The 14957-nt window shown below is 44.3% G+C and carries 16 protein-coding genes, 1 tRNA gene and 1 other RNA gene; 2 read left to right on the forward strand and 16 right to left on the reverse strand.

The window, feature by feature from the left end; genetic code table 11:
• Positions 1 to 87 precede the first annotated feature (87 nt).
• A complete protein-coding gene (locus F461_RS17945; protein ID WP_020001687.1) occupies positions 88 to 1308 on the forward strand; it encodes a glycosyltransferase family 9 protein in 1221 nt (406 codons plus the stop codon).
• A complete protein-coding gene (locus tag F461_RS0113485) occupies positions 1301 to 2326 on the forward strand; it encodes a CgeB family protein (protein WP_020001688.1) in 1026 nt (341 codons plus the stop codon). The genes F461_RS17945 and F461_RS0113485 overlap by 8 nt, the downstream gene beginning before the upstream one ends.
• Positions 2327 to 2740: 414 nt before the next feature.
• Here the strand turns inward: F461_RS0113485 and ispD are convergent, their stop codons facing one another.
• From ispD to lspA, 16 genes are all read right to left on the reverse strand, one after another.
• A complete protein-coding gene (ispD, locus tag F461_RS0113490) occupies positions 2741 to 3922 on the reverse strand; it encodes a 2-C-methyl-D-erythritol 4-phosphate cytidylyltransferase (protein ID WP_020001689.1) in 1182 nt (393 codons plus the stop codon).
• An 86-nt stretch (positions 3923 to 4008) separates the two neighbouring features.
• An RNA gene (gene rnpB, locus F461_RS18890) (RNase P RNA component class A) lies at positions 4009 to 4374 on the reverse strand.
• Positions 4375 to 4385: 11 nt separating this feature from the next.
• Positions 4386 to 5135, reverse strand: coding sequence for a zinc ribbon domain-containing protein (locus tag F461_RS0113495; RefSeq protein WP_020001690.1), 750 nt, complete (start codon positions 5133 to 5135; stop codon positions 4386 to 4388).
• 54 nt (positions 5136 to 5189) lie between these two features.
• Positions 5190 to 6194, reverse strand: coding sequence for a Nif3-like dinuclear metal center hexameric protein (locus F461_RS0113500; protein ID WP_020001691.1), 1005 nt, complete (start codon positions 6192 to 6194; stop codon positions 5190 to 5192).
• Between the two features lie 374 nt (positions 6195 to 6568).
• Positions 6569 to 6751 (reverse strand): hypothetical protein, encoded by a 183-nt coding sequence (locus F461_RS0113505; protein ID WP_020001692.1) that lies wholly within the window; start codon positions 6749 to 6751, stop codon positions 6569 to 6571.
• 423 nt (positions 6752 to 7174) lie between these two features.
• Complete coding sequence (locus F461_RS0113510) at positions 7175 to 7780, reverse strand: DUF1641 domain-containing protein (RefSeq protein ID WP_020001693.1); 606 nt, start codon at positions 7778 to 7780, stop codon at positions 7175 to 7177.
• 11 nt (positions 7781 to 7791) lie between these two features.
• A complete protein-coding gene (gene sqr / locus F461_RS0113515) occupies positions 7792 to 9030 on the reverse strand; it encodes a type III sulfide quinone reductase, selenoprotein subtype (RefSeq protein WP_020001694.1) in 1239 nt (412 codons plus the stop codon).
• 168 nt (positions 9031 to 9198) lie between these two features.
• On the reverse strand, positions 9199 to 9675 hold the full coding sequence (locus tag F461_RS17950; protein WP_020001695.1) for an RrF2 family transcriptional regulator: 477 nt from the start codon (positions 9673 to 9675) through the stop codon (positions 9199 to 9201).
• Between the two features lie 347 nt (positions 9676 to 10022).
• On the reverse strand, positions 10023 to 10448 hold the full coding sequence (locus tag F461_RS0113525) for an RrF2 family transcriptional regulator (RefSeq protein ID WP_020001696.1): 426 nt from the start codon (positions 10446 to 10448) through the stop codon (positions 10023 to 10025).
• Between the two features lie 418 nt (positions 10449 to 10866).
• Positions 10867 to 10942 (reverse strand) — tRNA-Ile (locus tag F461_RS0113530).
• Between the two features lie 192 nt (positions 10943 to 11134).
• Positions 11135 to 11857 carry a protein phosphatase CheZ gene (locus tag F461_RS0113535; RefSeq protein WP_020001697.1) on the reverse strand — a complete coding sequence of 241 codons (723 nt, stop codon included), beginning with the start codon at positions 11855 to 11857 and terminating at the stop codon, positions 11135 to 11137.
• A gap of 259 nt (positions 11858 to 12116) precedes the next feature.
• Positions 12117 to 12626 carry a hypothetical protein gene (locus F461_RS0113540; RefSeq protein WP_020001698.1) on the reverse strand — a complete coding sequence of 170 codons (510 nt, stop codon included), beginning with the start codon at positions 12624 to 12626 and terminating at the stop codon, positions 12117 to 12119.
• Positions 12627 to 12640: 14 nt separating this feature from the next.
• Complete coding sequence (locus F461_RS0113545; RefSeq protein WP_020001699.1) at positions 12641 to 13072, reverse strand: NIL domain-containing protein; 432 nt, start codon at positions 13070 to 13072, stop codon at positions 12641 to 12643.
• A 20-nt stretch (positions 13073 to 13092) separates the two neighbouring features.
• The gene (ybgF, locus tag F461_RS18755; RefSeq protein ID WP_020001700.1) at positions 13093 to 13995 is read right to left on the reverse strand and encodes a tol-pal system protein YbgF; all 903 of its coding nucleotides are present in this window, start codon (positions 13993 to 13995) and stop codon (positions 13093 to 13095) included.
• A gap of 3 nt (positions 13996 to 13998) precedes the next feature.
• Positions 13999 to 14271 carry a PLD nuclease N-terminal domain-containing protein gene (locus tag F461_RS17960; protein ID WP_020001701.1) on the reverse strand — a complete coding sequence of 91 codons (273 nt, stop codon included), beginning with the start codon at positions 14269 to 14271 and terminating at the stop codon, positions 13999 to 14001.
• A gap of 9 nt (positions 14272 to 14280) precedes the next feature.
• The gene (lspA, locus tag F461_RS0113560; RefSeq protein WP_020001702.1) at positions 14281 to 14751 is read right to left on the reverse strand and encodes a signal peptidase II; all 471 of its coding nucleotides are present in this window, start codon (positions 14749 to 14751) and stop codon (positions 14281 to 14283) included.
• Positions 14752 to 14957 lie beyond the last annotated feature (206 nt).

The raw sequence follows: 14957 nt of genomic DNA on the forward strand, positions 1-14957 counted from the left end.
TGGTGTGCGTTTCAATATTTGCACAATGCGGCGTGGGCAAAGTGAATCAGAAAAGGGTTAAGATAATTTTTTACGGTAGTAATTATTATGAAAAAATACTGCGTTATCCAATTAGGTAATCTAACTGACCTGCTCCAAACAAAACGGCTTATTCTTTCTTTGCGTCAACATGATGCTGAGGTGCATCTATGCGTATTGTCAGAACTTCAAGATGCTGCTGCGTTTTTGTATCCAGAAGTTGTGCTTCATGTTCTTCCGTTGGAAATGATGGGTGATGAAGGTTCATTTGGGGAGGCTTCGATAGCTTCTTTGCAAGCAGAGTCGTTTGATTCTATCTACAATCTGCATGATTCCTTACAGAATATGGCACTTTCGTCAGCACTTTCTCTAGGTTCTCTGTATGGCTATTGGAGAAATAAGGGGCGCGAATACCGTAGCCAGTGGTTTACTTGTATGTCGCGTGTGCAGGGGCGGCGTCGCTTTTTGAATATGATGGACATCTGGGCACATCTTGTACCATCACCAATTCCGTCTCATATGGTTAACCCTATTGCCATGCGTAAAGGTGGCGGCATCGGGGTTGTTTTACGGGACATACACAATAGAGTGCTGCCACTCACTGTACTTGCAGGATGCATAAATGCAGTTTGTACCGCCAGTCGCGAAACCAACGTTGTCCTGTTTGGTGAAAAAACAGACGAGCAGGTTGTTGCTGACCTGCTCCCATTGTTGAGGGAGAAAATAGCAGCCAAGACCGTAACCCGATGTTTTGCAACTTCATTTAAGGAAGATCTGGAAATTATTGGTACGTTGGACATGCTTGTAACACCGGAATCAAGCTTAATGCATGCAGCCGCACATGTAGGAACGCCTGTGAACGCTTTTTTCCATTCCTCAGCGTGGTGTATGGAAAATGGCCCTTACGGGCTTGGGCACAGGGTATGGCAGGCAGACACCGCTTGCGCCCCATGTGTCCCGACGGAAAATTGTTCAGAAGCATTTGCTTGTATGCATGCATTCGGTAGTGAGAAACTTCAGCGTTTTCTCGCTGGTAAAATTGATGATGATTACCCGCAGGGAGTGACTGGATATGTGTCCATGCTAGACGAAGTAGGGGTAACGTATATGCCGGTTTTTGGCGCAGAGGAACATGCGGGAGAGCGTCTTGCGTTACGAGGTGTTGCCTCTGAGTTTGTGGGTATAACTAAAATTAGTAAAACAGTGCCTGTGGGTAGCAATACGTTTTATGCTGAGCAGGATTGGCTTATCCAGAATTGCGCACACGATGAGGAGTATGTTGATGACTAATACCCCACAGCATATTCTTATTGTCCCTCCGTTTGATACTCTAAGCTCCTGTATTGTTACAGGCTGTAAGGAAGCTTTGGAAAAGCTAGGGCATCAAGTCGATGTCTTCGATACAGAGGCATGGTTGCCTATGACGGCTGCGCTTCAGCAGTTACCAATAAAGCTTGTATACCAAGACACATTATCTGCACATGGGGTTGAGCTTATCTCCCGTGCCGTTGCTGCTGTAGCATATTCAAACTGCATAGATATTGTTCTTGGATTTCCACGTTCTCCGCTTACTGCACTTGTTCGTAAAGAGATGCAGGCGCAGTCCATCATAACTGCTTGCTGGATGACAGAGGAGTATGCTTCTTTTCCATTCTGGCGGAAAGTGATTGAAGGGTATGATGTTGTTGGAACCATTCAACACGAGCCGTTTATTAGTGAGCTTTCTGTGCTTGGACATACCCCTGTATATTTACCGTTTGCCGCTAAGAGTGCTTGTTGTACACCGATAAGTACGCATACAGCTGTAGAAGATATGATTGTGGTGCTTGGAGATGCGAGTGACGAGCTTGCCAACGCATTGGCTTCACATGTGGACAAAGGGATGGTTCTTTGGGGGGACGGCTGGGATAACTACGAACGCTTTGTGCCACATTATCAAGGCAAACTTCAATCTCTTACTCGTTCTGAACGTAAGGCTTTGTACAGAGATGCCGCAATTATCGTAAATATCCATTCTACAAATATTGGTAGTGGTGATGCCATAAATATGGAAACGTTTGCCATAGCTTCTTGTGGTGGGTTCCAACTCGTTGATAAACGTATTCTCATGGACGGGATGTTCTCATACGATGAACTAGTCATATTTGAATCTGCTGCTGAACTTTCAGAGCAAATTACTGAATTTTTCGATGACCGAAATTCCCGGATGGAATACGCCCGTAATGGACAAGAACTCGTGTTAGCTAAGCATACCTATGAGCAGCGAATGCAGGTTTTGCTGAAAGCTATTGCTGACACCAAGGAGTAAAGTTGGTTTCGGCTGGCCATCCAAGTTGTTATATCCGACAGCGTTTGGCAGCGGGATTTTTTAATTCAGAAAAGGCCTTGGTGTTCTTTTGTACTTCCAGCTTGTGAGCAATATGTTTTTAGAGGGACGGAAGTGTTACGGTGAGAAAATAAATTTCTCTATTGTGCGGCAACAAGGTTGTTTCTTAGCAATGAATAAAGGGCTTTCCTTCATGTGAAGGAAAGCCCTTTTTTTAGGAATGGTAAGAGAGTGTAGGTCGCGAGGTGCGCATAAAAACGTGCTGACCAAGCAGATAAAAGTTTTAGAAGAGTTCAGTGAGGCTTTTCACCAAGATAGCTTTCCTCAAAGAATACGAGATATAAATGGCAATAGAGGTACAGAGTCTTTGGTCGCCGGATGCGAAAGATAAAAGTACTACCCGCGTAACGCCATAATAGCAGCTACGGCTTTGATGCCTTTTTTCTCACCAGTAAATCCGAGTTTTTCTTCGGTGGTAGCTTTTACGTTCACTTGGTCGTCGTTAAGCTTGAGCATACGACAGATATTTTTTTTGATCTGCGGCTTCCAAGGTACAAGGCGCGGCACTTGTGCAATAATTGTGAGGTCTATGTTTGTGAGACGATAGCCTCGCTGAAGAAATTTGTCATAGACTTCGTTGAGGAGCACGCCGCTTGAAATATTGTCAAACTGCGCTGAAGAGTCTGGAAAATGTTCGCCGATATCGCCGTCGCCCATGCAGCCGAGGAGTGCATCACATAGCGCATGAAGCAGAACGTCGCCGTCCGAATGCGCAACAACCTGAGGACCTCCTTGGATAGGAATGCCTCCAAGCTTCATTGGTCGTCCTTCACCATAGCGGTGCACGTCGTATCCCCAGCCGGTAACTGGAATTGGCATGGAAGTCTGTTTTGATTCGATCATGGCAAGGTCTTCCGGATTTGTTATTTTGCAATTTGTCATTTCACCTGCCACTGTAGCAACAGAGTATCCAGCCTGTTCAACAATGGATGCATCATCTGTCACTTCCCAACCTTCTTCGTTGCACTTGTTGTGTGCCTCGATGAGCATTTTTTTGTGGAACCCTTGTGGAGTTTGACAGGCTCTGAGGGTAGAGCGGTCAAGGGTATGGCAAATGCTATTGTTTTCGACAACTTTTATGGTGTCAGTGACAGGAATTGCAGGGATGACCGCTTGAGAGCCTTTTTCAAGAGCGTCGAGAAGTGCGTTTGTGAGCGTCGCAGAGAAAAAAGGGCGTGCTGCGTCGTGCACAAGTATGTGGGTGCTCTCGGTAGGCAGTGCCTGTAAGCCGTTATAAACAGAATCCTGTCTGCGAGCACCACCCGCAACCACTTTCCATGGTAGGCCAAGCCTGCGTCCAAAATCGAGTTTCTTCAGCGTTTCTGTTGCTTCGTCAATATCTTCTTCAGGGAAAACAAAGACAAGCCCGCGCATACGGGTTGTATGCGAGAATGTAATCGCAGATTGCCAGAAAAGCGGGGCGCCCTGCCATTCTAAGAACTGCTTTTTAATGCCGTTTGTGGCAGCAGAGAGTCGGGTTCCAGAACCAGCGGCAAGAATGATAGACCAACAATGCATGGGGAGTTCCTTACATATTGTGCAGTGGTAGTGGTAAAAAAAGTATAGCATACAAAAAAAGGGTGCAATGCACCCTTTTTTTGAAATTATGGAGTCAGGACTATAAGCCGGGTTTTGTCTCCCTCTTGCGAGGGCGGTTATCATTCGTCTAGGATTATGATTACTCATAACCTCAAGCAACCTACCCGAAAACAACGACCGGGCCGGTCGTAACTGTTTTCCTATTTGGTCTTGCTCTGAACGGGGTTTACCTAGCCTACCATGTCACCATGGTACCTGGTGAGCTCTTACCTCACCGTTTCAACCTTACCGGCAGTAAACTGCTTAGGCGGTTTGCTTTCTGTGGCACTCTCCGAGGATCACTCCTCCTGGGTGTTACCCAGCGCTCTGCCCTTTAGAGCCCGGACTTTCCTCCCCGCACAAACGTGCGCGACGATAACCTGTCCAACTCCAAAAATATGTTTTACGCTTCCGCTGCTTTGTCTGCTTCGCTAGCGAAGTGTTCTGACCAGTAGATTAGACGCTGGCAGTTTGGGCAGCTAAGGATCTGATGACCTTTTTGAAGCTCGATGTAGCTCTGTGGTGGAATAGCAATGTGACAACCGTTACAGATCTGTTCTTTAACAGCTACAATAACTGGGTTGTCCAAACGAGAACGAATGAATTCGTAACGGTTAAGGATAGGAGTAGGAACTTCTTTTCCTGCAACATTACGTTTTTTATCGAGTTTCTCGAGAACCTTGTTTGCTTCTTCGACACGCTGTTTGAGGCTGGCTTTCTTTGCTTCCAGATCCTCTTTGATGATGCTGTAACGTTCATCCATATCAGAAACTGCCATCTGCTGACGCTCAAGTTCTTCTAAAAGAGCAATCTTTTCTTCTTCACGAAGACGGTTGAGTTTCTCAAGGTTGTCCATTTCACGCATCATCGCATGATACTCTTTGGTGTTACCAACGAGCATTAGTTTGGACTTGCTTTTTTTAACTTTGAGAGCGTCGTTTTCGATCTCAGCGTTAATGCGTTTTTCCTGTCCCTTGAGGTGGTCAATCTTCTCAAGGAAACGGTTGCGCTGGTTTTCAAGCGCATCAAAGCGTCCTTGAAGAGCTTCAACTTCTTTTGGAGCTTCATCAAGTTCGCTGGTGATACCAAGGATTTCATCATCAACAAGCTGCAACGCAACAAGCTGTTCGATTTGCTTTAAATACAGGCTCAAGGTTTTTTCCTCCTGAAAACCATAAGGTTCGGACTCGCCGAAACTGTGAAATTTCTATTCTGCGAATGGGCCGATCAAACGCATCGGATCCTGCGCCGGCAGGAAAAATATTTCTATGTCTTCCAGTTCTGTTGCAAGTTGCAATGCGAACTGCCGCATCATTTCTTCTTCAAGGCTGAAATGTCCAACATCGAGAATGCATCCAGTTGTATCCAGAGCAGAATGATATTTGACATCACCAGTAATAAATACATCCGCACCCATGGCAAACGCTTTCGGGGCAAAATCACTGCCGGATCCTGTACAGTAAGCAATTTTTGTTACTGATTCAGGAGTAGGGCCGCTTTTAACCCAATAATCACGATCTACCACTGAGGCAAGTTGCTCAGCGAATATGCCAAAAGATACAGTTTTTGGCAAAGTGCCAATAGTGCCAAAGCCGAGGCTTCGGGAGGCCGTATCAGGTGTAGAAGGTATAAAAATCGGCAACTCATCCAAGTCAGCTGCAAGCTGAGCAAGAACAGTGCTTCGATGCTCTTTATTATATGTTACATTGATCATTTGTTCAACGTGCCGCACACAGTGAATATGGGGGTGGTTTTCCCATTCATAGAGCATAGAGCTTGCTGCAGTCTTACGTGATGGCGTAAAAGCAATAGCTTCCGGTTCAAAGGTACAGGAAGCGCCAAGTATTTTGCAATCTTGCAGTTCAAGCGCACGTGCTAGCCATCCCGCCGGTCCTTCCGGGTTTGCATCAAGCGACGTATGTGCACTGTAAAGGCATATATCATTTTGTATGAGCGCTGATACAATAGAAAAATGTGTATCAAGTCTGTTTAAATACCGAGGCTTCATCAACAACGGATGGTGCGTAAGTATAAAATCTGCACCCTGTGCTATGGCTGCCTGAATTGTCTCTTCAGTTGGATCAAGCGCCAGAGCAAGTTTTTGTACATTTTTTCTTCGGTTGGGAATCTGCACGCCACAGTTATCCCATGTAGCTGCGCCGCAAAGAATGGCTGTATCTTCGATTTTTCCGATAAGGTCAGCTGTCTTCATGAACATCTCTCAACAAGTTAGGAAGGCGGTATAGTTTGTCGCCTGTAAAACAGCGTTAGTATCAACGAAAATTAAGAATAAATCCAGCAATAGGAAAAAAAAGCAGCGTTCTGTCTGTAGCGTTGACTACATGTTTTTTAGCAAAACTCTGATTCCGTGCTGGCTGTATGTGATCGGCACAATTCTTTGCGTGTCGCAAAGCGGATGTGTGCTATGACATAACATGCGATGATGGTCAAGAAAAGTATGCAAACCGCGTGTTAAAGAGAAATAAAAGATGGGAAGTTTATGAGGAGAAGGGATGACTTATCGGAGTCGTGTTGTTTTAATGAATTGATCCTCCAGAAAAAAATCAGGAGGATCAAATAAAATTGCTATCTTTTTTTGCTTGGCTGCCACATATCCCAATCCATAGGTCTGTTTACAGCGTATGCATCAGTCGTATCGCCCGCGCGACTAGTGCGTTCAGCGGCTTTTTTAATCCAGCGCTCTTTGTTTTGTGGTTCCCAAAGGTCATTCCAATTTTTAGGGCTGTTAGCTGTGTTAGGTTGTACCATATCCCTTTCCTCCTGGTTGAGCGTGCCCACGAACAGATTTTATAATCTGAAAATTGACGTTGTACAAAAGTGCGGCAATGCATTGCCTGTATTTGCACAATGAGATTATATCCTAAATCATACTATTGAAGTATGATTTGAACGCAAAAAAATATTAATGAGTACACCGAACTAACTTGTGAACGGCGCTATGTGAAACCAGCTGAAAAAACATTTTGGTTGTTATGCAAATTCAAACAATTTCTTAGTAGATGATTAATGCTACAGTATTGGAGAATTTGGTTCAACTCTTTTCCTACTAAAATTGTAGGAATTTAAAAAATGAGAGTGAGGAGGCAAGAAATCTTTGCACTAAAAAATATTGATCAATAAAAAAGCCCCTTACATTGCTGTAAGGGGCTTTTGAATTCATGAGGCTGGCTGTTATGCTTTTTCTTTACCAAGTGCGGAAAGAAGTTCCATAACAAGACCCAGTGCCTGTTTGGAGTCTTTGGAATGAAGTTTTGCAACCATACCAAGCGGGCTCACAGGCTTTGCATTTTCAAGATCAGCATCGCCCATCTTTCCAAGGAGACCTGCAAGTACTACCAGACCATCGCCCATGCGGCCGATTTCTTCTGGAGAGTATTTGTCAGTGATTGTGCCCATGGATTCAGCAAGTGCATTGATAGATTTGAACACACCTTTTTCGTCCAGTTCCTGAAACTTGCTGACGCCAGCAAGGAACGTAGGCTTAATCATAGGCTCTGTAAGTGCCCATATGTCTACAAGGTCATCAAGACGCTCAAGTGCCCATGTGATATTACGAACGCTCATTACAAAGCGTTTTAACAGGGCTGTGATGTCATCTAGTTCGCAACGGTGTTGCAGCGCATCTAGTTCGCCGAGCATTACGTTGTGAAGAGTATCCCGCATAATCGGGGTAACTGTAGCTCCCAGTTCAGCCATGGTCTCAGCGCGACTGTGCATCATGCTGATTTTTTCTTCCATGGCTTCCAGGCGAGCTAAAATGAGTTCTTCGTTGGTCATAGTAGGCTCCGCTATTTGTTTTTACGAACGTCTATTTTGCCAGCCATGTACATGTTTGGCTCAAACGGAAGTTCGTGACCTTTCAGCATGAGGTTGTAGTAAACCCAACGGAACATCTGCTTGCCGTAGTAGTTCATACGTGTGTCGCCGAGAAGATCGAATGGACCTACGCCTGGAAGTGGGAACTTGCCTGGAAGCGGCTCAGTTTCGTAGTTAAAGTCAATGAGGGAGGCTTTCTCGAGGCTGGTAACAATAAAGCAGTTTGAGTGACCATCAAACATGTGGTGCGGTGCGTTACCGTTGATTTCAGCAAAAAGGTTTTCGCTAATGATGTCGCACTCGAAGTGAGCAACGGAGCCAGCTTTAGATGTCGGAACGTTGGTTGCATCACCGATAACGTACATGTTCTCGTGCTCTTCAGCTTTGAGAGTGTGGTTGTCAGTAGGCACGAAACACATTGCATCGCCGATGCCGGAATCTTCAAGTACCTGCTGACCAAAGTTAGGTGGGATGGATACGAGTAAGTCGTAGTTGATCTCTTCACCCATTACGTCAACGAGAGCTTTATTTTTAGTATCTACACTGTCGAGAACGAAGTTAGGAACAATGTTGATGCCTTTTTCTTTACAGAGGCCGCCAAGGATTCGGTTTGCAACAGACTTGGTGAAAGCGCCTGTAAGCGGGGTAACGAGTTCGATCTCAATATTGTCACGAACGCCGCGTTTTTTGAAGAAGTCATCTGCCATGTAGAGGAATTCAAGCGGAGCAACTGGACATTTGTACGGTGTCTCAGCAATATTAAGAATAAGCTTGCCCTTGGTGAATTCGTGCATTTTAGGCATAAGAGCCGCAGCACCATCAGGGGTGTAGAAGTCGTGAATGTCACCGCGCCAGTCGTCCATCATGCCTTCAACTTCTTCCGGCACAACACGACAGCCAGTACCGATTACAATCCAGTCGTAATCGTACTTGCCTTCTTTAGTGGTAACAACTTTGTTCTTAGGGTCGATGTTGGTGATGGTATCCAGTACGAAGTTAACACCTTTAGGGATAAATTCAGCTTTTGGCTTTACACAATCACCCGGAGTGTAAATCCCGAAAGGCACAAACAACCAGCCTGGCTGGTAGTGGTGCATCGGGTCACGGTCGATGATGGTGATATCCCATTCTTTCTCGGCAAGCAGCTTGCGCATTTTTGCGGCAATCATTGTGCCGCCACAACCTGAACCGAGAATAAGTAGTTTCTTCATGCCTGATCTCCTCTTACATATCAGTGAAGTAGTGCCTACACGTGGGTGCCTAGCAGGCCACGGTAAGCGGTTACGTCATTTTTAGACGATTTTTAAAGCAACATTATATTCATGGAAAAAGTGTACTGCGCGGCAACGCAGTCGTTTTTTTTCTGAATAGATGTACAATTAAGCTAACGTCGGAAGGGGGATGTGTGTCGCATCTCGTGCTTCCAATGTGTTACTGAGCAAAATGTTATTACTGTAGCTTGAAGCTTGACTCCGCATCAGATCAGCAAGAGTAATTTTTTCAAGCGTGTCTTCTAAGGCTTGTGCTACACTATCCCAAGAGCCGACAACCTGAGCCGGGAAGAATTCATCGTCAGAATTAGGAGTAGGGGCAATTACTCCGCCTTCAATTACTCGTAATACCTGCGCAAGAGTTACGTCTTCAGGACGTCTGCAGAGGATATGTCCTCCGGCAACGCCACGTACGCTTCTCACCATTCCCGCAGTTTTCAATGACCGAATAATTTTTTCGATGAACTTAACGGAGATCCCTGTTTTGTCAGATAAAGCCGCAGCTGGGACTGGTTTATTGCCATCCTGTAGAGCAAGATGAGCTAGCAATAACGATGCATTATGTGCAGTTGTAGAGATTCGCATGACTTGCTCCTTAGTTTGGTGTGTAGTTCGTGTCTGTTTAATTCCTACTTTGGTAATCCAGATTAATTTAATCCGGATTAGATAGGTCGGAAATAGCTGAATCAGAAAGGGGTGTCAATAAGGATTACAAAAAATAGTTATGTGTATTAGAGGGAGTTATGGAGAGAGGGATCGAAAGAGAAGAGGACTATCTGTAAACAGTGGGGGCGGTTATAGTCGTGTGGTGTGAAGAAAAGAGAAACACAAAACAACAACGCCTTGCTATACAAAGTAGCAAGGCGTTGTTGTTTGTTCCATATATAAAGCATGTTACAATGCAAAAAATACGAAAGGAAAAATGTTAAAAACTATTCGATAGGGTGAACTTTACCATCAATAATATCTTGCAAAGAAATGGAGTTAAGCTCGTTTTCAAGAACTTGAGAAGCTTTGATCCAGACGCTTCGAGTAGTACAGAAATCTTTGCGTGGACAATCGTCCGCAAGTTTTTTGTCACAGCATGCGGTAAGGCCAACATGCCCTTCCATTATACGAATAACATCCCCAACGGAGATATCCTCGGGGGTCTTAGCAAGCATATGGCCGCCAGCAGCGCCACGCATACTTGCAATTAGTCCGGCTTTTTTTAGGGGACGCAATATTTGTTCTATGAATTGTACAGAAACTCCGGAAGATTCAGATAAGGATGTGGTTTTCAATGGAGAGTCAGTGCCATGCCGTCCTAATTTAACTAGAATTCTGACAGCATAGCGAGTACGCGCAGAAAGCTTCATTAATTATGCCCCTTAAATTACGAAGTCTATTTATTGCGTGTCGATAAGCGTTAAAATTACTACGTTAGTAAGTGCTTCTCGTCAAGGTAGGCTGCGGTTTTAACCCGATTCATATATTGAATATTATATGGCAGTGTTGGCAGCTTCAACAGCTGGATACTAATATTACAAATAATATCATAGCTGGGTTGTATTATGTGGTTGGAGAATGAAAAAGCAAACTCTGGTAACTTCCGTATGGTATGGCATAACAAACCGCTACCAAATGTAACAGAGTATAGTGAAATGGTATAATTTTTTGAGTACTCAATCTTTTTTGATGCTGATAGGATACATCAGCATATACGGTTGGGTAGCAAGAAGGTAGTAAAAACGAAAAAAGGATTTACGGGGATATCCCGTAAATCCTTGTTCTCTCTGGTGGGCCTAGCAGGATTTGAACCTGCGACCTGCCGGTTATGAGCCGGAGGCTCTGCCAACTGAGCTATAGGCCCTTTATGTGCTGAGGAGGAGTAGCTAACACCTTGGTAACTCACTGTCAATTGCAAACTTGCAAAAAGTTACTATGGATGTATGTCTCAGCGTTTTTCTTGTAGTTGTGTGTATCACTTTAGAGCAGGTCATGAAACAGTATTTTGGGTAACATACAAGAAGTATAGTAAAAAGTAATCACTATCTTATAAGTTCTAAAGCCCAAGGGATGCGAGTAGATTATCGACATCTGATTGAGACGTTGCGTCGCTAGGTCCTTTAAGCTCTGAATTTTCAACTTCTTTCGTAAGGTCAGTCTGTTTCGCCTGAGATTCTCTTTCAGCTTTTTTTACTGCGATGAAATCGCTTGTTGAATAGAGGTCAAACACGGTGGTTTTAAGATTTTGTAACGCACCGATGATGCGGAGAATACGCTGGCCGGCAAGGTCCTGAAAGCTTAGTGCTGTCATGATTTCATTCATATTCTGTCCTAGCTTATCTTCAAGAGAAGCAAGGGCAGCTAGATCTTTGTTGTCTGGCTGTGCTCGCCGTGCATTTTGCAGGTGGGCAAATGCAAGTTCCCGCATTTGAATCTGTTGCTCGACAATGGTCATAATGTCATCAGTGGCGTTTTCCAGTGTCTTATATACAGCGTCCAGTTGTTCAGAAGCTTCTCCGAAAAGCTGGGTGGCTTTCTTTTCTTCAGAGACCGTTGACGTATCATCAGGGCCAGTGATTTCAGAATAAATAGATTGAAGGCCTTCATGCATTTCCACACTGAGTTTTTTGTAGAATTCGCCTTCCATTAATGCCTGAGTTAAATGCTCGCTTAGGGTATTTTCTACACTGTTGGTAATGGTCTGTGTAATGCTGTTCGCGAGTTGAGTAGAAACGCGATTTAAAATTTCGTCCATTACAGGAGTGTCTGAGTTATTCATGAAAAAAGTCTCCCTAAGATGTCGTTGAAGTGAGAAAGAAAACAAAAGAGAAAATACCCTTGGGGCACGTGCAACTATGAAGAATTATGGCTTGAAAAGCAACGTGTTCTATGTTGTTTTCCGCAGCATTGATAAAATGTAATAATATTGAAATGTAAGAAGCTTGTGCAGAACAGCAAAAAGCCCTCTGTTGAGAACAACAAGAGGGCTTATTTATTATGAAAGTCTATGGATTCCAGAACGGTTCAACGGTTAGCTGTTATGTAAGACGCTGAGTTCGGATTTGTCTTCGTTCTTCAACAAAGACGTGATGAACTATTTTTTCTCTATCTTCAGCGCTGATCCGGTCAAACTTAATAGTAGCACTTTCGCTGTCAGCCTTTGTTACATGACCACAAGCACCTGCAACACTCAATGGGAAGTCACTTAGAAAGATAAGCAGCTCAAGGTGTGCACCTTCTGTTAATCCAAGGGTGTTCTTGATTGTAAGGTCTGCTCCGCTAAGCTTGATTACCTCTATTGGATTTGGAAAGTCCATTTCGAGCTGATCATGCTTTAAGTGGGAGAGAATCGCATCAAGTTTTGCATTCATGTTTAGCAGAAACGAAACCATTGCTTCCGGTGTGTGTGAGTTTGTAAGCTCTTCAACATCAGCAGCGGAATCAGAAAGACCGAATCCGGAAAAACGGGACGGCTCATCTTTGTCAGTAAGAAGGCGCAGACGCCCTTTGAGATACAATGAGATGGATGCAAATTCTCGTTTTTCCATAAACAACTCCGGTGTTAGATCATTCCGTTTTCAGCATCAACGTGCATAGCGTTAACTGGGCATACTCGTACGCACATGCCGCAAGCGGTGCAGCGTTCAATATCAAATTCGACAATACGCTTTTCACGATTAACAAAAAGAGAACCATTAGGACAGATTGCCGTGCACATACCACAATGCATGCAGGAATCTTCATCACGAGAGATTCGCTGCGCAACAGGGGTTGCAACAACGTGATTTTTTTCCAGATAATCAATTCCTTTTTGGTAATTTTCTCTGGAGCCGATAATTTCAACGGTCATGTACCCTTCTTTACGAGGAGTAATCTGTGCTTTAAGAATGTTAAAAGAAAGGTCAAACATTCTGGTAAGGTCACAGATAACAGGTGAACCGGAAATGGTCGGTGGAAATGTCAGGTGGACGTTTTTACGGAACTCTTTTGTCATGATGTTAACCAATATTGCACTTACTGTTTAGCAAGCTCTTGCTTTGCGCGTTTAGCCTCAACGGATTTAGGGAATTTTTCAATAAGTTGGTTGAGGCGGAACTTGCCGGCATTCGTTTTGCCTTGTTTAATAAAACTGAGACCCTGTTTTAATAAGGCCTGTGGGTATTTGTTGCTGTGAGGATATTTTTTAATAACATCCTCGTAGGCCAAGGTTGCACGCGGGTAATTTTTCATTTGAAAATACGCTTCCCCCTGCCAAAATTTAGCGTTAGCGGCTAACTTAGACTTTGGATAGGTTTTTTCATACTCACTCCACATGCGCTGCGCGTCTTCATAGCGGCGTTCATTAAAAGCATCTAGTGCGCTTTTGTATAATGTTTCTGCAAGATCTTCAGGAGCTACCTTCTGAGGAGGAGTTGCAGGAGCAACAGGCGTAGGAACAGCTACAGGTGGAGTGCCCGGTATTACTTGTCCATTCTGGGGAGGAAGCATTGCTCCGGAGTCAGCAGACTGTGTCGGAGTTTTTTGCGGTGCAGGCGCTGGAAGATGGTTTTCAATACCTAGTTGTGACGACATCATCCGCATGGCACCTTCGATTTGTGTAATGCGTTGTTTAATGTTTGCCACGTCAGCTTCAAGAGAAGCCATGGTACCTGTTTCAGTCTGCACATCCTCAATCTGGCCTTCCAGTGTCGCTACAGAAACTTTCATGCCCTTAAGTTCAGACCAGATATCAGCCTGTTCAGGGCGAACTGTTTCGAGTGCTTGTGACGTTGAACCGAGTGAGTTGTTAAGAACCAAAATTTGTTGTTCTTGTTGAGACAGCTTACGTTCGAGGAGGTTTACTTGTTCCTGTTTAACGCAAGCAAGCAGAAATAACGTACTGAGACATACAATAGTTATACGAATGGTAATTCGCATGGATTATCCTCTCTGTTGAGGTGGTTTCGCCCATGGGGCAAGGCCGGTAGTGCGACGGAAGCCGAATAGAAGGTAGAGGATTCCACCCAGTACTGGCAGCATTACACCAGCAAGCATCCAACCATATTTTTCCATTGGTGAGGTAAATTCATGTTTATACGAATGCCAAATAGACCACAAATTAGGCAAAATGGGAAGAGCGAGTGCCAGAGCTAACAGTGCCGGATGCATTTCAGACACCGAAAAAACATTTAAAATTGGTAGTAATTCAGTCATGAGCCCTCTCTAAGTAAAGTCCCTGATAGTCAGCAGCATTAATCCAGCACCTACACATATGCAGATATCCGCAACGTTGAATGCCGGCCAGTGGTAGTTTTTATAATAAAAATCAAGAAAATCGATAACAGCGCCAATCCGGATTCGGTCAATGAGATTGCCAATGGCACCGCCGAGAATAAAACCCAGCGCTGTAAATAAAATTTTGTTAGATTTTGCTGAACGTGTCATTAGATGCACTGCAACACAGGCAGCTATTGCAGCACCACTAAACAACCAGATTTGCCAGTTGCTTTCTGTACTGTTTAAAAAACCAAATGCCGCACCACGGTTAAGTACATGCACTAAGTTAAAGAAATCAGGAACAACAGGAAAGCCCCTCCAAAGGGGGATGTGGTGAACGGTAAGCCATTTGGTGAACTGGTCCGCGATAATGGAAAAAAGACCAATTCCGTAGACGATCAGATATCGTGAGCGCATGGAACCTCCAGATATGGAAGCATATAGAAAAAGAGCCTGCCGAATCAAGTCCGGAAGGCTCTTAACTTTATGACAAAACCAGTTGCCTCCGGTTATTGAGGATGACCTGCTACATTTTTCTTTGTAACGTTCGCTTATAGCGAAATGTCAATGGTTTGCCTGTAACGCTTTTCCTTAGACGACTTTTCAAAGGCTTTTTACAATGA

It is taken from the genome of Halodesulfovibrio aestuarii DSM 17919 = ATCC 29578, from assembly GCF_000384815.1.
Lineage (GTDB): Bacteria > Desulfobacterota > Desulfovibrionia > Desulfovibrionales > Desulfovibrionaceae > Halodesulfovibrio > Halodesulfovibrio aestuarii.